Here is an 18,812-nt window from a genome sequence, read left to right on the forward strand (position 1 = left end):
GTGCGGTCACGGTTTCTGGCAGGCGGGGCACCAGAAGAGATTGCGGGCGGCGAGGCCGGCGGTGCGGATCTCGGTGGCGCAGATGTGGCAGGGCCGGCTGGCGCGGCGGTAGACGTACACCTCGCCGCCGTGGTCGTCCACGCGGGGCGGGCGGCCCATGGCCTGCGGGGTGTGCTCCGGGCGGACGGTGTCGATCCGGTTGTTCCGCACGCCCTCGCGCATCAGCTCGACGAGGTCGGCCCACAGGGCGTCCCACTCGGCCGGGGTGATGTCCCGGCCGGCACGGTAGGGGTCCACGCCGCGCCGGAAGAGGACCTCGGCGCGGTAGACGTTGCCGACGCCGGCGACGACCTTCTGGTCCATGAGCAGCGCGGCGATGGTGGTACGGCTGCGGGAGATCCTGCGGTAGGCGGCGCCCGGGTCGGCGTCCTCGCGCAGCGGGTCGGGGCCGAGCCGGTCGTGCACGGCCCGCTTCTCGGCGTCCGTGATCAGCGCGCAGGTCGTGGGGCCACGCAGGTCGACGTACGCGGTGTCGTTCGCGAGGCGGAGCCGGACGGTGTCCGCCGGCGGGGGCGCCGGGGCGTCGCCGAAGCCGACCTTGCCGAAGAGGCCGAGGTGGATGTGGACCCAGTCGGCGTCCCGGAACCGCAGGAACAGGTGCTTGCCGTGCGCCTCGGTGGCGGTCAGCTCGGCCCCGTCCAGCAGGTCGGCGGCGTCGGAGAACTTGCCCTGGGGACTGGTGACGCGCGGGGCCGTGCCCGAGAACCGGGCGGCGTAGTCGTGCGCCAGCCGGTGGATCGTGTGCCCCTCTGGCACGGTCGCCCGTTCCTTTCCGCTCCTCGGGGCCCGGTGTCCGCCGGGCCCCGAGGGAAGGCTCAGTCCTGCTGCGGGTGGTGGGCCGGGACCGGGGGCAGGTCACCGGTCGTCTCGTAGGCCGACAGCATGTCGATCCGGCGGATGTGGCGCTCGTCACCCGAGAACGGGGTGTTGAGGAAGACCTCGACGAACTTGGTCGCCTCCTCCGTGCTGTGCATACGCGCACCCACGGCCACCACGTTGGCGTCGTTGTGCTGACGGCCGAGCGCCGCGGTCTCCTCGCTCCAGGCCAGGGCCGCCCGCACGCCCTTCACCTTGTTGGCGGCGATCTGCTCGCCGTTGCCCGAGCCGCCGATCACGATGCCGAGGCCGTCCGCGTCCGCGGCCGCCTTCTCCGCGGCACGCAGGCAGAAGGGCGGGTAGTCGTCCTGGGCGTCGTAGATGTGCGGCCCGCAGTCGACGGGCTCGTGCCCCGCCGCCTTGAGCCACTCGACGAGGTGGTTCTTGAGTTCGTAGCCCGCATGGTCGGAGCCGAGATACACGCGCATGGGACGAGTGTGACACGCCCCCATCCGGGCAGCAGCTCCGGGTGTCGGCGCCGCGAGATGTGAGCCAAACCATAGAAGCTCAAGGGAACCTCAAGTAACAATCTGGATTCAGAGGTTCCCGAATCCATACACCTCGGATTCACTGGACCGCCTCGTACACCGCTCGTGCGAGGTCCCGTTCGCAGCCGCACAACGGCACCCCCCTCGGACGGGAATCGCTCCACCGGCGCAAAGGAAATCCGTCCCATGACCCCTGGTTCCGGACTTCAAGCAGGTCTCAAGAACCGTCACCTGACGATGATCGCCATCGGCGGCGTGATCGGTGCCGGACTGTTCGTCGGCTCCAGCTCAGGTATCGCCACCGCCGGCCCCGGCATCCTCCTGTCGTACGCCCTCGTCGGCACGCTCGTCGTCCTCGTGATGCGGATGCTCGGCGAGATGTCCGCCGCGAACCCCACCTCCGGCTCCTTCTCGGCCCACGCCGACCGCGCGCTCGGCCGCTGGGCAGGCTTCTCCATCGGCTGGCTCTACTGGTTCTTCTGGGTCGTCGTGCTCGCCGTCGAGGCGACCGCCGGCGCGAAGATCCTCGAGGGCTGGGTACCGGCCGTCCCGCAATGGGGCTGGGCCCTGATCGTGATGGTCGTCCTGACCGCCACCAACCTGGTCTCGGTCGGCTCCTACGGCGAGTTCGAGTTCTGGTTCGCCGGCATCAAGGTCGTGGCGATCGGCGCGTTCGTCGTCATCGGTCTGCTCGCGGTGTTCGGCGTGCTGCCGGGCGTCCACGCCGACAAGGCGAGCTTCTCCAACCTGACCGGCGAGGGCGGCTTCCTGCCGCACGGGCCCGGCGCGATCCTCACCGGTGTGCTGCTGGTCGTCTTCTCCTTCATGGGCAGCGAGATCGCCACCCTGGCGGCCGGCGAGTCCGAGGACCCGCAGCGCGCGGTCACCAAGTCCACCAACAGCATCATCTGGCGGATCGGCGTCTTCTACCTGGGCTCGATCCTCGTCGTGGTCACGCTGCTGCCGTGGAACGACCCGTCCATCGCGAAGGACGGCTCCTACGTCGCCGCGCTGAACTCCCTCGGCATCGCCCACGCCGGCGAGGTCATGAACGTCATCGTGCTGACCTCGGTGCTGTCCTGCCTCAACTCGGGCCTCTACACGGCCTCCCGGATGGCCTTCTCGCTCGGCCAGCGCGGTGACGCCCCGAAGGCGTTCGCCCGCACCACCTCCCGCGGTGTCCCGATGGCCGCGATCCTGTCCTCGGTGGTCTTCGGCTTCGTGGCGGTCTTCTTCAACTACCAGTACCCGGACAGCGTCTTCCTCTTCCTGCTGAACTCCAGCGGTGCGGTCGCCCTGTTCGTGTGGCTGGTCATCTGTTTCTCGCAGCTGCGGATGCGCAAGATCATCCAGCGTGAGGCGCCGGAGAAGCTCGTCGTGAAGATGTGGCTGTACCCGTACCTGACCTGGGCGACGGCCGCGATGATCGTGTTCGTCCTCGTCTACATGCTGTTCGACACCGAGCACGACGGCCGCGAGACGGTGCTGCTGTCCCTGCTGGTCGCCGCGGTCGTGGTGGCGATCGCGGTGATCAAGCAGACGGTCTCGGCGAAGCGCCCGGACCCCGCGGTCGAGGCCCCGGCCGACAAGGTGTCCGTCGGCTGACCCACTCCCCCGTGGCACCGGGCCGCATGACCTGACAGAAGTGTCGGGTCATGCGGCCCTCGTGCGTCCCGCGCCGGCCCCGGGGCCGACGGACCCTGTGCTCCCGGGTCGCACCGGACCCGGAGCCCAGGCGTCCGCGGGCGGAGCGACGCGCGTCGTGCGGGTCGGGCCTTCGTCCGCGGGGCGGGACCGGATGCAGGCGGTGCCGGACGCCGTAGCCGCGCCGAAGGCCGGCAGCCAACTCCGGTGGCCGCTCGGGCGCGACTGGAGACGTGCCCCCGGGCTGCACCGGCGCGGCGCCCTGGGCGTCCGCGAACGGAGCCGATACGCGTCGGGCGGCTCAGCCCTCCGGGCGGACCCTCGCCCACCCCGCGCCCTGACGCGACAGGCGCCCCGCCGCGAAGCCGGGGACCGCAAGCAGGCCCTGCCGGACCGCGTGCCCGCGCCGGGAACCGGAACGCTCGGGCCGGCGACCCAAGGAACGCCCCCGCGAGCGCACTGGGCCGGAGCCCCAGGTGTCCGCGAGTCGGGCAGGTCAGCCCCGCAGGCTAGGCGTTCGCGTGCCCCGCCCCACCGCCGCAGGCCCCCCGGCGCGGGTCGTGCCGGACGCCGTAGCCGTCTCGGTGGGCGGCCGCGCGGACCCCGAAACGCGCAAGAGGCTCGCCGGGTTCGGCGAGCCTCTTGCGTGATGACTTCCGCGTCAGCGCTTGTCCGCGAACTTCCAGGCCGTCGGCAGCACGCCCATGGCCAGGAGGGCCTTGAGGGCGTCACCGAGGAGGAACGGGGTGAGGCCGGCCGCGATCGCCTGGGAGGCGGACAGGTGGGCGGCCAGGGCCAGGTAGGGCACGCCGACGGCGTAGATGATCGCCTCGCCGAGGATCATCGTGCCCGCCGTGCGCAGCGGGGAGCGGTCGGCGCCGCGCCGCGCCAGGGCACCGACGACCGCGGAGGCGAGCAGCATGCCGAGGATGTAACCGAAGGAGACGGCGCCCCCGCCGGAAGTGCCCCCGGCGAACCACGGCACGCCGGCCACACCGGCGACCGCGTACAGGGCGAGCGAGAGGAAGCCGCGGCGGGCGCCGAGGGAGGTGCCGACGAGCAGCGCGGCGAAGGTCTGGCCGGTCACCGGCACCGGGGACCCGGGCACCGGCACCGAGAGCTGGGCCGCGAGGCCGGTGAGCACGGCGCCGCCGAGCACGAGGGCGGCGTCGCGGACACGGGACGCCGGCAGCAGGTCGGCGAGGACTGCACCGGGACGGGCGGTGGCGGTGGCGGTGCTCATGGGGACTCCGCGGGATGGTGTGGACACGTCGGGACATCGTGACGCTATCCCAGCGTCCGCCAGGTGATCACCGTCGGCGCTCGACAAAGCGGGGAACGGCGCCTTCGTGACCTTCGCACAAACCGTGCCGCCTACACGCGGTCGGGCGTGACACCGGTCACTGAGGCAGCGACGTTCCGCTCACTCCCCCGCACCGGCCACCGACTGTGGAATCCCACCAAACGCCGTCCGGGAACCGTCTCGCCCGTCGGTCGCCGTCTGGGCAGCGCGGGGGCCCTTTGCTAGCTTCGACCGCATGGTTGCCCAGGCCCGGTACCTCACGTCGCGTCGCTATGTCGACCTGCGACGCCAGGGCACGGCCACCTGTCGCCGCCCGGGGTAGGGGCGGGCTTCCCGGCACGCCTCGCCTTCTCCACCACTCCGAGACGTGTCGGCCCCGGTCCCGAGGACGGTCCTCCATGCCCAGCAGCACCGTATCCACCCTTGATTCCCCCGTTCCACGTGCCGCCGACCCCGACCGGCGGCGCACCAGTGCCAGCCTCGTACTGCGTTCCGTGCTGGAGCACGGTCCGGTGGCGCGCAGCACCGTCGCCCGGCTGACCGGGCTGTCCCCGGCGTCCGTGACCGAGCACTGCGCCCGGCTCGCCGGACTGGGCCTGATCCGGGAGTCGGCCGCGCCCCGCCGCTCGAACGGCGTCGGCCGGCCCCACGTGCCCGTCGACCTGGACGACTCCCGGTTCCTGGTCGCCGGCGTGCACGTGGCGGTGCCGTACACCACGGTCACGCTGCTGGACCTGCGCGGCCGGGTGGTGGCGCGGCGGGAGCTGAAGCACGGACGGACCGATCCGGGCCCGGTGCTGGCGCGGGCCGCCGACGGGCTCGCGGAACTGCTCGCGCGGGTGCCGGGGCGTCACCCGCTGGGTGTCGGGGTGGCGGTCGGCGGCTGGGTGGACCGGGAGACCGGCACCGTCGTCGAGCACGAGCTGCTGGGCTGGCGGGAGGTGCCGGTGCGGGACCTGCTCGGCGCCCGCACCGGCCTGCCGGTCCATGTGGACGGCCACGCACGGGCGTTGGTGAACGCGGAGCGGCTGTTCGGGCGGGCCCGGGGCAGCCGCAGCGTGCTGCACCTGTTCGTGGGCAACATGGTCGACGCGGCCTTCGCGACCAACGACGAGGTGCACCACGGGCCGCGTTCGGCGGCCGGGGCGATCGCCCATCTGCCGGTGCCGGGCGGCGGCGAGCCCTGCGCGTGCGGCCGTACCGGCTGCCTCCAGGCGGAGTTGAGCGAGCGGACGCTGTGCCGGCGGGCCCGGGCGGCCGGGGTGACCGGCTCGGACAACCCGATGCACGTGGTGGCCGCGGCGGCGGGCGGGGACGCGGTGGCGCGGCGGCTGCTGGTGGACCGGGCCCGTGCGACGGGGCGGGCGGCCGGGCTGCTGCTGGACGTGCTCAACCCGGAGACGGTCGTCGTCACCGAGGTCGGGGTCATGCACTTCGAGGACTGCCTCGGCGCGCTGCGGGACGCGGCCGGTACGGCCCGTTCGGCCGCCGTGCTCCCGACGAGTTTCCCGGACTCCGTGCTCGCCACGGCAGGCGGATCAGTGATGCTGGACGTGCTGTTCCGGGACCCGCTGAGTGCGTCACCTGAGGCTATTTAATTCAGAAACTCGGAATGTTGACAGGCCTCGCACCGGGAAAGGAACATGCTGGTCATGAGCCCTCTCACCAGCTGTCGCACCCTCTGTTGCTGACACATTGCCGCGCATGAAGCGCGTGTTTCCCGCTGCGTGAGTTCTCTTCTTCCGGCTCGTCTTTCCCGGAATTCCTCCTGCCTTTCCGCTCTTTTTCTCCCGGGAGTCCTCCCATGCACCGTCGTGTGTTTCTCACTTCCCTGCTCGGCGCGTCCGCCGCCGCCGCGGGACTCAGCGGATGCGCCAAGGGCGACGCGTCCGCCGCCGCCAAGGGGGCGGCGACCGAGCCGCTGGCCGACAAGGTGCCGGCCGGCACCGCCCTGAGGATCGCCTCGTACCAGGACGTGCAGCAACTGCAGTTCCGGCTGGCCAAGTTGCCCAGGCTGCCGTTCACGGTGTCCAGCTGGGTGAACATCGGCGCGGGACCCGACGTCATCAACGCCTTCCGCGCCAAGTCCCTGGACCTCTCCAACAACGCGGGCATCCCGCCGATACAGGCGCACTACCAGGGCTTCGACGCGAAGATCGTGGCGATCGGCCTCACCCGCAGGCCCAACTACCTCTTCGCCACCAAGCCCGGCAGCGACATCCGCACGGTGCGGGGCTTCAAGGGCAGGAGGCTCGCCTTCTCGCAGGGGCAGGCCCAGGGTGTCGTACTGCTGCGGGCGCTGAAGCGGGCGGGCCTGGAGTACGACGAGGTGAAGCTGGTCCCGCTGACCAGCAACCAGTTCCTGACCGCCCTGCAGTCCGGCCAGGTGGACGTGGCCCCGCTCGCCAACAGCCAGGCGCCCGCGTACCTGAAGCAGTACCGGGGCAAGGGCGCCCACACCATCGAGACCGACGTCGTCGACCTGCTCAACCTGCTGTGGGCGCCGCAGTCGGTGCTGAACGATCCGGCGAAGGCCGCCGCGATCGCCGCCTACATCCCCGCGTGGGCCAAGGGCCAGGTGTGGCAGTACGAGCACCCGGACGTGTGGAACGAGGAGTTCTACGTCAAGACGCAGAACCTGACCCCGGAGCAGGCGAAGTCCATCACCGAGCTCGCCAACAAGCCGCTGTTCCCGCCCAGCTGGGACGAGGCGATCAAGTGGGAGCAGGAGACCGCCGACCTGCTCGCCGAGGGCGGGTTCGTGAAGAAGTTCGACGTCTCCTCCCTGTTCGACCACCGCTTCGAGTCCCTCGCCGCCGAGGCCGTACCGGCGGAGTACCGGAGGTGAGCGCCGTGACCACGACGACGACCGCCGTGGCGGCGCCCGAAGCCGCCGAACTCCCCCAGGTGCGCCGGCGCCGGCGCCTGTCCCCCGGCCGGCGGCTGCCCGCCACCCGGCTCTCCGGCCCGCTGCTGCTGTTCGCCCTGTGGGCCGCGGCCTCGGCCGCCGGGACCCTGGACACGGGGGCGATCCCGGCGCCCTGGACGGTGCTGAGGACCGCCGGGCACCTGTGGACGGACGGCACGCTGCCCACGGATGTGCTGACCTCCCTGGAGCGCGCCGCGTACGGCTTCGCCATCGGCCTGACCGCGGGCGTGCTGCTCGCGCTGGCCTCCGGCCTCAGCCGGACCGGTGAGGCGCTGATCGACGGAACCGTCCAGCTCAACCGGGCGATCCCCACCCTCGGTCTGATCCCGCTGTTCATCCTCTGGCTGGGCATCGGGGAGACCTTCAAGATCGCCATCATCGCGATCGTCGTCTACATCCCGATCTACCTGAACACGCATGCCGCGCTGTCCGGCATCGACAGCCGCTTCGTCGAACTCGCCGAGGTGCAGGGCCTGTCGAGGCTCGCCTTCGTCCGCCAGGTCGTGATCCCCGGCGCGCTGCCCGGCTTCTTCGTGGGACTCCGGCTCGGCGTGACCGGCTCCTGGCTGGGGCTGGTGGTCCTGGAGCAGATCAACGCCACCAGCGGCCTCGGTTACCTGATGTTCCAGGCCCAGAACTACGGCCAGAGCGACGTCATCCTGGTCGGCCTGCTGATCTACGGCGTCTTCGGCCTGATCTCCGACAGCGCGGTCCGTCTCGTCGAACGGAGGGTGCTGTCGTGGCGCCGCACACTGAGCAGCTGACCCGGCCCACCGTCCGGATCCAGGGCCTGACCCGCTCCTTCGGGGGCCGTACCGTCCTCGACGACATCGACCTCGATCTGCCCGCCGGACAGTTCACGGCCCTGCTCGGACACAGCGGCTCGGGCAAGTCCACCCTGCTGCGGGCGATCGCCGGCCTGGACCACGGGGTCGCCGGCGACGGACGGCTCACCGCGCCCGAGCGGGTGTCGGTGGTGTTCCAGGACTCCCGGCTGCTGCCCTGGCGCCGGGTGCTGGCGAACGTCCTCCTGGGGCTCGACGGCAAGGACGCCGAGGAACGCGGCAGGGCGGCACTGACCGAGGTCGGACTGGGCGGCCGTGAGCGGGCCTGGCCGGGCGAACTGTCCGGCGGCGAGGCGCAGCGTGCCGCGCTCGCCCGCTCTCTGGTCCGCGAGCCCGAACTGCTGCTCGCCGACGAGCCGTTCGGCGCGCTCGACGCGCTGACCCGGATCCGGATGCACCACCTGCTGCGCGAGCTGTGGAAGCGCCACCGGCCGTCCGTGCTGCTCGTCACCCACGACGTGGACGAGGCGATCGTGCTCGCCGACCGCGTCCTCGTCCTGGAGAACGGCCGGATCGGCCTCGACCTGGCCATCGACCACGGGCGCTCGCGCGACGAGTACCGGTCGCGGCTGCTCGCCGCGCTGGGCGTCACGGAGGACGCCGGCTGACCGGCGGCCCCGCCCCCTCTTCCGCACCGGCTCCCGTACCGGCCGTGCCGGTCCGCCGGCCGGCGCACGTCGGCGCCGTCCCCACTTCCCCGCACCCGTCCGTAGCGAAGGACGCCCATGACCCGGCACCTCCATCTCAACGCGTTCCTGATGAACACCGGCCATCACGAGGCCTCGTGGCGGCTCCCGGAGAGCGACCCGTACGCCCACACCGACCTCGCGCACTACGTGCACCTCGCCCGGATCGCCGAGCGCGGCACCTTCGACTCGCTCTTCCTCGCCGACGGCCCCCAGCTGTGGAACAACCTCGCCCAGCGGCCGGCCGGCGCCCTGGAACCGCTCACCCTGCTGACCGCGCTGGCGGCGGCCACGGAGCACATCGGGCTGATCGCCACCGCCTCGACCTCTTACAACTCCCCCTACAACCTGGCCCGCAGGTTCGCCTCGCTGGACATCATCAGCGGCGGCCGGGCCGGCTGGAACATCGTCACCACCGCCGGCGCCGAGGCGGCCCGCAACTTCGGTCTTGACGCCGAGCCCGCGCACGCCGAGCGGTACGCCCGCGCCGCGGAATTCCTGGACGTGTCCCTGAAACTGTGGGACAGCTGGGAGGACGACGCGATCGTCGCCGACAAGGCGGCCGGTGTCTGGGGCGACGACGGCAAGATCCACCCGCCCCGGCACCGGGGCACGTACTTCAGCGTCGCGGGCGCCCTCAACGTGCCCCGCTCCCCGCAGGGTTACCCGCTGCTGGTGCAGGCCGGCTCCTCCGAGGACGGCAAGGCGTTCGCCGCCCGGTACGCGGAAGCGGTGTTCACCGCGCAGCAGACCCTCGCCGACGCGCAGGCCTTCTACGCCGACCTCAAGTCCCGCACCGCGCAGGCCGGACGCGATCCCGGGCGCATCAAGGTGCTGCCCGGCATCGTCCCCGTGCTCGGGTCCACCGAGGCCGAGGCGCGGGCGGCCGAGCAGCTGCTGGAGGACCACATCGTGTACGACCACGGGGTGGACCGGCTGGAGAGCCTGCTGCAACTGGAGCCCGGTTCCCTGGAGCTGGACGCCCCGCTGCCCGCCGACCTGCCGCCCGAGTCCGCCGTCGAGGGCGCCAAGAGCCGCTACACGCTCGTCGTGGAGCTGGCCCGGCGCGAACGGCTCACCGTACGGCAGCTGATCGGCCGGCTCGGCGGCGGACGCGGCCACCTCACCTTCGCCGGGACGCCCGAGCAGGTCGCCGACAAGATCGAGACCTGGTTCACCCGGGGAGCCGCCGACGGCTTCAACATCATGCCCGCCGTACTGCCCTCCGGCCTGGACGCCTTCGTCGAGCACGTCGTACCGCTCCTGCGCGCCCGCGGCCTGCTGCGCACCGGGTACGGCCCCCGCCGGACCCTGCGGGAGCGCTACGGCCTGCCCCGCCCCGCCAACCAGTACCTGACCCCCGCGTTCGCCTGATCCGCACGAGAGGAACCCGCATGTCCATCGAGATCACCAAGGTCACCGCACGCATCGGCGCGCAGGTCACCGGCGTCGACGTCGCCGCGCCGCTCGCCCCGGAGGAGGTCGCCGCGATCCGCGAGGCCCTGAACGTGCACAAGGCGCTCGTCTTCGACGCCGGCACCCTGGACGACGCCGGCCAGCAGGCCTTCGCCCGCCACTTCGGCGACCTGACCACCGCGCACCCGACGGTCGGCGCGGTCGACGACGCCCCGAACGTGCTGCCGGTCGACAGCGAGCGGGGCCGCGCCAACCACTGGCACACCGACGTCACCTTCGTCCTCAACCCGCCGCAGGCCAGCACCCTGCGCTCGATCACCGTCCCGCCGTACGGCGGCGAGACCCTGATCGCGAACGCGGCGGCCGCCTACCGCGACCTGCCGGAGCCGTTGCGGCGCCTCGCCGACACCCTGTGGGCGGAGCACACCAACGACTACGACTACGCGGTGCCGGACGAGGACGTCGACGAGGACAAGGCGGCCCAGCGGGCGCAGTTCACGTCCATCAAGTACCGCACCGCCCACCCGGTGGTGCGCGTCCACCCGCTGACCGGCGAGCGGGGACTGTTCATCGGCGGGTTCGCACAGCGGATCGCCGGCCTGTCGGTGGGCGAGTCCCGCAAGGTCCTCGACCTGTTGCAGGCGTACGTCACCCGGCCTGAGAACGTGCTGCGCCACCGCTGGTCGGAGAACCAGCTCGTCCTCTTCGACAACCGCATCACCCAGCACTACGCCATCGACAACTACGACGGCCGGCCGCGCCGTCTGCACCGGGTGACCGTCGCCGGTGACGTCCCGGTGGGCATCGAGGGCAAGGAGAGCTACGCGATCGAGGGGGACGCGTCCCACTACACGCCGGTGGCCGTCGCCGCGTAACCGGCCGTCCACGCTGCGTACGGCAGGTGTCCGGATACTGGGCGGCCCCTTCGCGTGAGCGGACGGGCCGCCCAGACTGTGGGCGATTTTGCCCTCTACTGCACTGGACGAGCCGCGCCATGCCCAGCAGCACGAAGACCGGGACGCCGCCGCAGCAGCGGGCCGGCGACTCCCTCTCCCACGGCCTCAAGCAGCGCCATCTGTCGATGATCGCCCTCGGCGGGGTGATCGGCGCGGGCCTGTTCGTCGGATCCGGTGCGGGCATCGCCGCCGCCGGCCCGTCCATCGTGATCGCCTACACGGTCTCCGGCCTCCTGGTGATGCTGGTGATGCGGATGCTCGGCGAGATGTCGGCCGCCTACCCGTCCTCCGGGTCCTTCTCGGCGCACGCCGAGCGGGCGATCGGCCCCTGGGCCGGCTTCGCGGCGGGCTGGTCCTTCTGGATCCTGCTGTGCACGGCCGTCGGCCTGGAGGGCATCGGCGCCGCGCACATCGTCTCCGGCTGGCTGCCCGGCACCCCGGAGTGGCTGTGGGTCGCGCTGTTCATGGTGGTGTTCTGCGGGACGAACCTGGCCGCCGTGAAGAACTTCGGCGAGTTCGAGTTCTGGTTCGCCGCGCTGAAGGTCGGCGCGATCAGCCTCTTCCTGGTCCTCGGCGTGCTGGCCATCGCCGGTGTGCTGCCGGGCACGGACGCCCCGGGCGCCTCGAACCTGACGGACTTCCTCCCACACGGCAGCAACGGCCTGATCATCGGCCTGCTCGCGTCGGTCTTCGCGTACGGCGGCCTGGAGACGGTCACCATCGCCGCGGCCGAGTCCGAGGACCCGGTCAAGGGCGTGGCGTCCGCCGTCCGTACGGCGATGTGGCGCATCGCGCTGTTCTACATCGGCTCCATGGCGGTCGTCGTGACCCTGGTCCCGTGGGACTCCGAGGAGGTCGTGGCGAAGGGCCCGTACGTCGCCGCCCTCGACCACCTGGGGATTCCCGGTGCCGGCCAGCTGATGAACGTGGTCGTGCTGGTGGCCCTGCTGTCCGCGATGAACGCCAACATCTACGGCTCCTCGCGCATCGCCTACTCGCTGGTGCAGCGCGGACAGGGTCCGCGGGCGCTGGGGAGGCTGTCCGGCGGGGTCCCGCGGATCGCGGTGCTCGTCTCCTGCGTGCTGGGCTTCGTCTGTGTGCTGCTCAGCTACTGGCGGCCGGACGACGTCTTCAAGTGGCTGCTGAACATGATCGGCGCGGTGATCCTGGTCGTCTGGATCTTCATCGCGGTCTCCCAGCTGCTGCTGCGCCGCCGGATCGAGCGGGAGGCGCCGGAGAGGCTGGTCGTGCGGATGTGGGCGTTTCCGTACCTCACCTGGGTGGCGCTCGCGGGCATGGTCGCGATCTTCGTCCTCATGGCCCGCCAGCCCGACACCCGGGTGCAGCTCTACTCCACGGGCGCCATGACCCTGGCGCTGGCGGCGGCCGGCTACGGCTGGCAGCGGGCCCGCGCCGTCCGCTGACCCCGCGTCCCGGCCACGCCGGCGAGGCCCCCACGTGCGACACGTGGGGGCCTTTCTGTTGCCTCGCCGCAGTTGTTGCTAGCGTGTACCTGCAAGTTATTTGCAATAAGCTTCCCGAGGGGGTCCCCCATGCCCGTCTACACGCTGCCCGACCTGCCCTACGACTACGCGGCGCTCGCGCCCGTGATCAGCCCCGAGATCATCGAGCTGCACCACGACAAGCACCACGCGGCCTATGTGAAGGGGGCCAACGACACGCTGGAGCAGCTCGCCGAGGCGCGGGACCGGGAGACGTGGGGCTCGATCAACGGGCTGGAGAAGAACCTGGCCTTCCACCTCTCCGGGCACATCCTGCACAGCATCTACTGGCAGAACATGACCGGTCCCAAGGAGGGCGGCGGCGAGCCCCTCGCGGCCGACGGCGTGGGTGGGCTGGCCGAGGCGATCAGGGATTCCTTCGGCTCGTTCGCCGCCTTCAAGGCACAGCTGTCCAAGGCCGCCGCCACCACCCAGGGCTCGGGGTGGGGGGTGCTCGCCCACGAACCGCTGAGCGGCCGGCTGATCGTGGAGCAGGTCTACGACCACCAGGGCAACGTCGGCCAGGGGTCGGTCCCGATCCTCGTCTTCGACGCCTGGGAGCACGCCTTCTACCTGCAGTACCGCAACCAGAAGGCCGACTTCGTCGACGCCATGTGGGAGGTCGTGAACTGGCAGGACGTGGCCCGCCGGTACGAGGCCGCCAAGTCCCGCGCGGACGTCCTGCTGCTCGCGCCCTGAGCGCCCGGAGCGTCCCCGAACGTCCTGCCTCGTGATCGTCTTCTCACCCTTCACGCGGGCAGGCGGAGAAAAGAGGGCCCCCGCGAGGACATGACTCGCGGGGGCCCTCCGTCGTACGGGCGGCGGCGGGACCCGGAAAGGGGGATCCGGCCCGCCGGCAGGGGCTCAGAGGTTGCTGAAGTCCGGGCCCTTGGTGCGGGACCGCTTGATCTCGTAGAAGCCCGGGACGGAGGCCACGGCGAGGGTGCCGTCCCACAGGCGGGCCGCCTCCTCGCCCTTGGGGGCGGGGGTGACGACCGGGCCGAAGAAGGCGATCTGCTCGCCGTCCGGGCCCGGGACCGCGATGACCGGGGTGCCGACGTCCTGGCCGACCTTCTCGATGCCCTCCTTGTGGGAGGCGCGCAGCTCGGCGTCGAACTCGAAGTCCTCCTGCTCGGCGTAGTCGATCAGCTCGGCCGGCAGGCCCGCGTCGGCGAGCGCGCCGGCGATGGCCTCCGGGGTCACGCCCTCGCCGTTGTTGTGGAAGCGCGTGCCGAGCGCGGTGTAGAGCGGGCCGAGCACGTCGTCGCCGTGCTTCTGCCAGGCCGCCGTGACCACGCGCACCGCCTTCCACGCCTTGGTGGTGAGCATCTCCCGGTAGTCCTCGGGCAGCTCGTCCAGCCGGTTCTCGTTGAGCACGGCGAGGCTCATGACGTGCCAGCGGACCTCGATGTCGCGGACCTTCTCGACCTCCAGCACCCACCGGGAGGTCATCCAGGCCCAGGGGCACAGCGGGTCGAACCAGAAGTCGACGGGGGTCCTGCCGGTCGAGGTCGTGGTCTCGGACATGGCTCTCCTCAGCACAGCGGTCTTTTGAAGCCTCAACGAGATCACTTCGGCCCGCATTCCCGGGTGCCTCCTGTCAGGAGCACATGGCAGGATCGGTCCTGATCCACCACCTATCACGCGACCACGAGGGAGTGCCGCCCGTGCCCGGTGAGAATCTGTCCCGCGACGAGGCCCGGGAGCGGGCCGCACTGCTGTCCGTCGACGGGTACGACGTGTCCCTGGACCTGAGGTCCGCCGTGGGCGACGGGGACGCCGAGCCGCGCACCTTCCGCTCGGTGACCACGATCCGGTTCCGCTGCAACGAGCCGGGCACGTCGAGCTTCGCCGACCTGATCGCGCCGAGCGTGACCGCCGTCTCGCTCAACGGCAAGGACCTGGACCCGAGCGAGGTCTTCGACGGCTCCCGGATCGCGCTGGAGGACCTGGCCGCCGACAACGAGCTGGTGGTGGACGCGCGGTGCGCCTACTCGCGCACCGGCGAGGGCATGCACCGGTTCGTCGATCCCGAGGACGGCGAGGTCTACCTCTACACGCAGTACGAGCCGGCCGACGCGCGCCGGGTCTTCGCGAACTTCGAGCAGCCCGACCTCAAGGCGCCCTACCGCTTCGAGGTGCGCGCGCCGGAGGGCTGGACGGCGTGGAGCAACGGCGCGGGCGAACTCGTGGACGGCGTCTGGCGGTTCGCCGAGACCAAGCCGATCTCCACGTACATCACCTGTGTCGTCGCGGGCCCGTACCACTACGTGACGGACTCCTACTCCCGCACCTTCGAGGACGGGACGAAGCTGGAGATCCCGCTGGGCGCGATGTGCCGCAAGGGCCTCGCCCCGCACTTCGACGCCGACGACGTCTTCCTGGTCACCAAGCAGGGCCTGGACTTCTTCCACGACCACTTCGACTACCCGTACCCGTTCGGGAAGTACGACCAGGCGTTCGTGCCCGAGTACAACCTGGGCGCGATGGAGAACCCGGGCCTGGTGACCTTCCGCGAGGAGTACATCTTCCGCGGGAAGGTGACGCAGGCGTCGTATGAGGCGCGGGCCAACGTCGTCCTGCACGAGATGGCGCACATGTGGTTCGGCGACCTGGTCACCATGGAGTGGTGGGACGACCTGTGGCTGAAGGAGTCCTTCGCGGACTTCATGGGCACGTTCGCCAACGTCGGCGCGACCCGCTTCCGGGACGCCTGGATCACCTTCGCCAACCGCCGCAAGGCGTGGGCGTACCGCGCGGACCAGCTGCCGTCCACCCACCCGATCACGGCGGACATCCGTGACCTGGAGGACGCCAAGCTGAACTTCGACGGCATCACCTACGCCAAGGGCGCCTCGGTACTCAAGCAGCTGGTGGCGTACGTCGGCCAGGACGCGTTCCTGGAGGGCGCCCGGCGCTACTTCAAGCGCAACGCGTACGGCAACACCCGCCTCGGCGACCTGCTGTCGGTGCTGGCGGAGACCAGCGGGCGGGACATGACCGCGTGGTCGGCCTCCTGGCTCCAGACGGCGGGGGTGAACTCGCTGACCCCGCAGGTGCTGCTGGACACCGAGGGCGGCCGGATCGCCGAGCTGGCCATTCTGCAGGAGGCCGCGGAGACGCACCCGGAGCTGCGCCCGCACCGGGTCGCGGTGGGCCTGTACCGCCGGACGCCCGAGGGCGCGCTGGAGCGGTACGCGCGCGTGGAGACGGACGTGGACGGCCCGCGTACGGTCGTGGCGGAGCTGGCGGGGTCCCAGGCGCCGGAGCTGGTGCTGGTCAACGACGACGACCTGACCTACTGCAAGATCCGTTTCGACGAGACCTCGCTGGCCACGCTGCGCACGCACCTGGGCGCGCTGACCGACCCGCTGGCCCGTGCGCTGTGCTGGTCGGCGCTGTGGAACCTGACCCGGGACGCGCTGCTGCCGGCGCGGGACTTCGTCGATCTCGTCCTGCGGTTCGCGGGCCGCGAGTCGGACATCGGCGTGCTGCAGATGCTGCACGCCTGGGCCGACTCGGCGCTGGTGCACTACGCGGCGCCCGGATGGCGGGAGACCGGCGGCCGGCTGCTGGCCGAGGGGGCGCTGCGGGAGCTGCGGGCGGCCGGCGCGGGCAGTGAGCACCAGCTGGCCTGGGCCCGGTTCTTCGCGTCCGTCGCGTCCGCCGAGCCGGACCTCGCGCTGCTGAAGGACCTGCTGGACGGGACGACGGCGATCGAGGGCCTGGCCGTGGACCAGGAGCTGCGCTGGGCGTTCCTGGAGCCGCTGGCCGCGCACGGGGTGGCCGACGAGCGGGTCCTGGCGGCAGAACTGGCACGTGACGACACGGCCTCCGGCAAGCGGCACCAGGTGCGCTGCCTCGCGGCCCGCCCGTCGGCGGCGGTCAAGGCGCAGGCGTGGGCGCAGGTGGTGGAGTCCGACGCGCTGTCGAACGCGCTGGTGGAGGCGACGATCGCGGGCTTCGGCCGGCCCTCGCAGCGGGAGCTGACCGCGCCGTACGCGCAGTTGTACTTCGCGGCGATCGAGCGGGTCTGGCGGGAGCGGTCGATCCAGATCGGCATGGACGTGGTCCGGGGTCTGTTCCCGTCCTACCAGGACCGTGCGGAGACGCTCGACGCGACGGACGCGTGGCTGGACGCGCACCGGGAGGCCGCGCCGGCGCTGCGGCGGCTGGTGCTGGAGGCGCGGGACGACCTGGCGCGGGCGCTGCGCGCACAGGAGTGCGACGCGACGGCCTGAACCCGATGAGCCTTGGCCTGAGCTTGCCCGGTCGGTGACCGTTACGAAATTCAGGCAAGTAGAACCGTAACCCCTGGTCCGCACCCGAGTGGACCAGGGGTTTTCGGTTCCTACTCGGCACCCGAACACCTGACCTTTAGTCCCGGCTTGTCCGCATTCCTCGACGGGCGTGTAACAGCGGTTACGAGCGGCACCGGGTGCGGGAAATTCGAGGCCATGACGCACAACACCCCGCTCTCCCCCCGCCCCCTCCGTCACCTCTCCGAGGTCCACCGCCGCGTCCTGACGGCGGCTCAGCTCCGCTCCCACGGCGTGACCGCGGCCGAACTGACCGAGCAGTGCCGCCCCACCGGCCCGTGGCGTCAACTGCTCCCGAACGTGGTCCTGCTGCACACCGGAGCGCCCACCGGCGAGGAGCGGCTGCACGGAGCCCTGCTGTACGCGGCCCGGGAGGCCGCGCCGGGCGTCCCGGCGCAGCCGACGGCCGAGGGACCGCACCGCCCGACGTACACGGAGGCGGTGATCACCGGGCTCGCGGCCCTCACCCTGTACGGGTTCTCCGCCACCCCGCAGCTGCTCTCGGTGGACCGGGTCGACGTCCTGGTCCCGCGGCTGCGCCGGCTGCGCTCGACGGGGTACGTGCGCATCCTGCGCACCGCCGCCCTGCCGACGCCCCGCGTGGTGGCCGGCCTGCCGGTGGCACCGGTGCCGCGGGCACTGGCCGACGCGGTGGCGGAGCTGACGGACGCGGAGGCGGTGCGCCGGCTGCTGACGGAGGCGGTGCGCGCCGGCCACTGCGAACCGGCCGCGGTGGTGCGCGAGCTGACGGCGGCGAAGCTGCTGACCCGGCCGCACGTGGTGGACGCGGTGGACTCGCTGCTGGCGGAGGGCCGTTCGATCGCCGAGGACCGCCTCTACCGCATGGTGCGGGAGCACGGACTGCCCGACCCGGTGTGGAACGTGGACCTGCGGCTGCCCGGCGGCCCGCACCTCGGCGGTCTGGACGCGTACTGGCCCGAGCAGGCGGTCGCGGTCGAACTCGACACCCGTGCCCCGCGCCAGGACGAGGACGCGCTGTGGTCGGAGTACGCCCGCAAGCGCGAGCACCTGGAGCGCCTCGGGATCACGGTCGTGTACATCACGCCGAGGAAGCTCAGGGACGCGAGGGAGCAGCAGGCGGCGGTGGTGCGGACGGCGCTGATGGCGTCCGGGGACCGCGATCCGGCCGCCTATGTCGTGGTGCTGCCCCGGTAGTGACGGACCCAGGGAGCGTCAGGAGGGGAGCGGAGGGGCCACCGGACCGGTTCCGGTGGCCCCTCCTCGTGCCCTTACGAGCCGGTGGTCCCGTCCAGCAGCTCCCGTACGACGTCGAGGTGACCGTTGTGCCGGGAGGTCTCCTCGATCAGGTGCAGCAGCACCCAGCGCAGGTCGGGGTGGCGGTCGTCGCGCATCGACCGCTTCGCCTGCGCGTCCAGGTCGGTGGCGGCGACCAGTTCCCGGTACCGGGCGCTCTGCTCCTCGTACTCGGTGAGCAGCTGCGCCAGCGGGACGTCGACGGCGATCCGCATCTCGCGGTCGGGGTCCTCGTCGGTCCACGGGCCCTCGTCCTCCTCGCCGAGGAAGACGACCTGGAACCAGTAGTACTCCACCCAGCGCAGGTGGTTGATCAGACCGCACAGCGTCATGAGCGGAGAGCCCGGCAGCGGCGCCCGGCGGGCGTCCTCCGGCGAGGCACCCTCGCACTTGGCGCGGGCGGTGGCCCGCGCGTAGTCGAGGAAGGTGGTCAGCTGGGTGCGCTCGTCCCAGGAGGGAGGCGTATCGGTTCGTGTCATCGACGGGCACCCTCCCCCATGGCATGCACACCGT

Annotated in this window: 16 protein-coding genes; 11 read left to right on the plus strand and 5 right to left on the minus strand. The window is 71.7% G+C overall.

Annotated elements, in window-relative coordinates; all coding sequences use genetic code 11:
- Positions 1-6 precede the first annotated feature (6 nt).
- A complete protein-coding gene (locus ACF08B_RS20160) occupies positions 7-816 on the minus strand; it encodes an Fpg/Nei family DNA glycosylase (protein WP_392318595.1) in 810 nt (269 codons plus the stop codon).
- A 59-nt stretch (positions 817-875) separates the two neighbouring features.
- Complete coding sequence (locus ACF08B_RS20165) at positions 876-1,364, minus strand: ribose-5-phosphate isomerase (RefSeq protein WP_073893965.1); 489 nt, start codon at positions 1,362-1,364, stop codon at positions 876-878.
- 246 nt (positions 1,365-1,610) lie between these two features.
- Between ACF08B_RS20165 and ACF08B_RS20170 the strand changes: the two genes are divergently transcribed.
- Positions 1,611-3,029 carry an amino acid permease gene (locus ACF08B_RS20170; protein ID WP_392318596.1) on the plus strand — a complete coding sequence of 473 codons (1,419 nt, stop codon included), beginning with the start codon at positions 1,611-1,613 and terminating at the stop codon, positions 3,027-3,029.
- A gap of 700 nt (positions 3,030-3,729) precedes the next feature.
- On the opposite strand, the gene ACF08B_RS20175 is transcribed toward ACF08B_RS20170, so the two are convergent.
- Complete coding sequence (locus ACF08B_RS20175) at positions 3,730-4,311, minus strand: biotin transporter BioY (RefSeq protein WP_392318597.1); 582 nt, start codon at positions 4,309-4,311, stop codon at positions 3,730-3,732.
- Positions 4,312-4,769: 458 nt separating this feature from the next.
- Between ACF08B_RS20175 and ACF08B_RS20180 the strand changes: the two genes are divergently transcribed.
- The 8 genes from ACF08B_RS20180 to ACF08B_RS20215 all read left to right on the plus strand — a co-directional run bounded on the left by ACF08B_RS20180 (position 4,770) and on the right by ACF08B_RS20215 (position 13,404).
- On the plus strand, positions 4,770-5,969 hold the full coding sequence (locus ACF08B_RS20180) for an ROK family protein (RefSeq protein ID WP_392318598.1): 1,200 nt from the start codon (positions 4,770-4,772) through the stop codon (positions 5,967-5,969).
- A 206-nt stretch (positions 5,970-6,175) separates the two neighbouring features.
- Positions 6,176-7,219, plus strand: coding sequence for an ABC transporter substrate-binding protein (locus ACF08B_RS20185; RefSeq protein ID WP_392318599.1), 1,044 nt, complete (start codon positions 6,176-6,178; stop codon positions 7,217-7,219).
- Complete coding sequence (locus ACF08B_RS20190) at positions 7,216-8,064, plus strand: ABC transporter permease (RefSeq protein ID WP_392318600.1); 849 nt, start codon at positions 7,216-7,218, stop codon at positions 8,062-8,064. Before ACF08B_RS20185 ends, ACF08B_RS20190 begins: the two co-directional genes overlap by 4 nt.
- Positions 8,040-8,753 (plus strand): ABC transporter ATP-binding protein, encoded by a 714-nt coding sequence (locus ACF08B_RS20195; RefSeq protein ID WP_392318601.1) that lies wholly within the window; start codon positions 8,040-8,042, stop codon positions 8,751-8,753. Before ACF08B_RS20190 ends, ACF08B_RS20195 begins: the two co-directional genes overlap by 25 nt.
- A 117-nt stretch (positions 8,754-8,870) precedes the next feature.
- Positions 8,871-10,205 (plus strand): LLM class flavin-dependent oxidoreductase, encoded by a 1,335-nt coding sequence (locus tag ACF08B_RS20200; RefSeq protein WP_392318602.1) that lies wholly within the window; start codon positions 8,871-8,873, stop codon positions 10,203-10,205.
- A 20-nt stretch (positions 10,206-10,225) separates the two neighbouring features.
- A complete protein-coding gene (locus ACF08B_RS20205; RefSeq protein ID WP_392318603.1) occupies positions 10,226-11,122 on the plus strand; it encodes a TauD/TfdA dioxygenase family protein in 897 nt (298 codons plus the stop codon).
- Positions 11,123-11,241: 119 nt separating this feature from the next.
- Positions 11,242-12,627 carry an amino acid permease gene (locus tag ACF08B_RS20210; protein ID WP_392318604.1) on the plus strand — a complete coding sequence of 462 codons (1,386 nt, stop codon included), beginning with the start codon at positions 11,242-11,244 and terminating at the stop codon, positions 12,625-12,627.
- Between the two features lie 129 nt (positions 12,628-12,756).
- Positions 12,757-13,404, plus strand: a complete 648-nt coding sequence (locus tag ACF08B_RS20215; protein ID WP_392318605.1) for a superoxide dismutase — start codon at positions 12,757-12,759, stop codon at positions 13,402-13,404.
- Positions 13,405-13,569: 165 nt separating this feature from the next.
- Here ACF08B_RS20215 and ACF08B_RS20220 read toward each other — a convergent pair whose 3' ends face one another.
- Positions 13,570-14,232, minus strand: coding sequence for a DsbA family protein (locus tag ACF08B_RS20220; protein WP_392318606.1), 663 nt, complete (start codon positions 14,230-14,232; stop codon positions 13,570-13,572).
- Positions 14,233-14,372: 140 nt separating this feature from the next.
- Here ACF08B_RS20220 and pepN point away from each other — a divergent pair, with 140 nt between their 5' ends.
- Positions 14,373-16,946 (plus strand): aminopeptidase N, encoded by a 2,574-nt coding sequence (gene pepN / locus ACF08B_RS20225; RefSeq protein ID WP_392318905.1) that lies wholly within the window; start codon positions 14,373-14,375, stop codon positions 16,944-16,946.
- Positions 16,947-17,162: 216 nt separating this feature from the next.
- Positions 17,163-18,200: a hypothetical protein gene (locus tag ACF08B_RS20230; RefSeq protein WP_392318607.1), complete on the plus strand. Its 1,038-nt coding sequence runs from the start codon at positions 17,163-17,165 to the stop codon at positions 18,198-18,200.
- Positions 18,201-18,274: 74 nt separating this feature from the next.
- On the opposite strand, the gene ACF08B_RS20235 is transcribed toward ACF08B_RS20230, so the two are convergent.
- Complete coding sequence (locus ACF08B_RS20235) at positions 18,275-18,778, minus strand: DinB family protein (RefSeq protein WP_392318608.1); 504 nt, start codon at positions 18,776-18,778, stop codon at positions 18,275-18,277.
- Positions 18,779-18,812: the final 34 nt, after the last annotated feature.

It is taken from the genome of Streptomyces sp. NPDC015139, assembly GCF_043079785.1.
Classification (GTDB): Bacteria; Actinomycetota; Actinomycetes; order Streptomycetales; family Streptomycetaceae; genus Streptomyces; species Streptomyces albidocamelliae.

Bases quoted from the DNA above. Each gene is read 5' to 3' on its own strand.
- ACF08B_RS20165 (WP_073893965.1), bottom strand. From the start codon at position 1,364: ATGCGCGTGTATCTCGGCTCCGACCATGCGGGCTACGAACTCAAGAAC.
- ACF08B_RS20170 (WP_392318596.1), top strand. From the start codon at position 1,611: ATGACCCCTGGTTCCGGACTTCAAGCAGGTCTCAAGAACCGTCACCTG.
- ACF08B_RS20175 (WP_392318597.1), bottom strand. From the start codon at position 4,311: ATGAGCACCGCCACCGCCACCGCCCGTCCCGGTGCAGTCCTCGCCGAC.
- ACF08B_RS20180 (WP_392318598.1), top strand. From the start codon at position 4,770: ATGCCCAGCAGCACCGTATCCACCCTTGATTCCCCCGTTCCACGTGCC.
- ACF08B_RS20185 (WP_392318599.1), top strand. From the start codon at position 6,176: ATGCACCGTCGTGTGTTTCTCACTTCCCTGCTCGGCGCGTCCGCCGCC.
- ACF08B_RS20200 (WP_392318602.1), top strand. From the start codon at position 8,871: ATGACCCGGCACCTCCATCTCAACGCGTTCCTGATGAACACCGGCCAT.
- ACF08B_RS20205 (WP_392318603.1), top strand. From the start codon at position 10,226: ATGTCCATCGAGATCACCAAGGTCACCGCACGCATCGGCGCGCAGGTC.
- ACF08B_RS20210 (WP_392318604.1), top strand. From the start codon at position 11,242: ATGCCCAGCAGCACGAAGACCGGGACGCCGCCGCAGCAGCGGGCCGGC.
- ACF08B_RS20215 (WP_392318605.1), top strand. From the start codon at position 12,757: ATGCCCGTCTACACGCTGCCCGACCTGCCCTACGACTACGCGGCGCTC.
- ACF08B_RS20220 (WP_392318606.1), bottom strand. From the start codon at position 14,232: ATGTCCGAGACCACGACCTCGACCGGCAGGACCCCCGTCGACTTCTGG.
- ACF08B_RS20230 (WP_392318607.1), top strand. From the start codon at position 17,163: ATGACGCACAACACCCCGCTCTCCCCCCGCCCCCTCCGTCACCTCTCC.
- ACF08B_RS20235 (WP_392318608.1), bottom strand. From the start codon at position 18,778: ATGACACGAACCGATACGCCTCCCTCCTGGGACGAGCGCACCCAGCTG.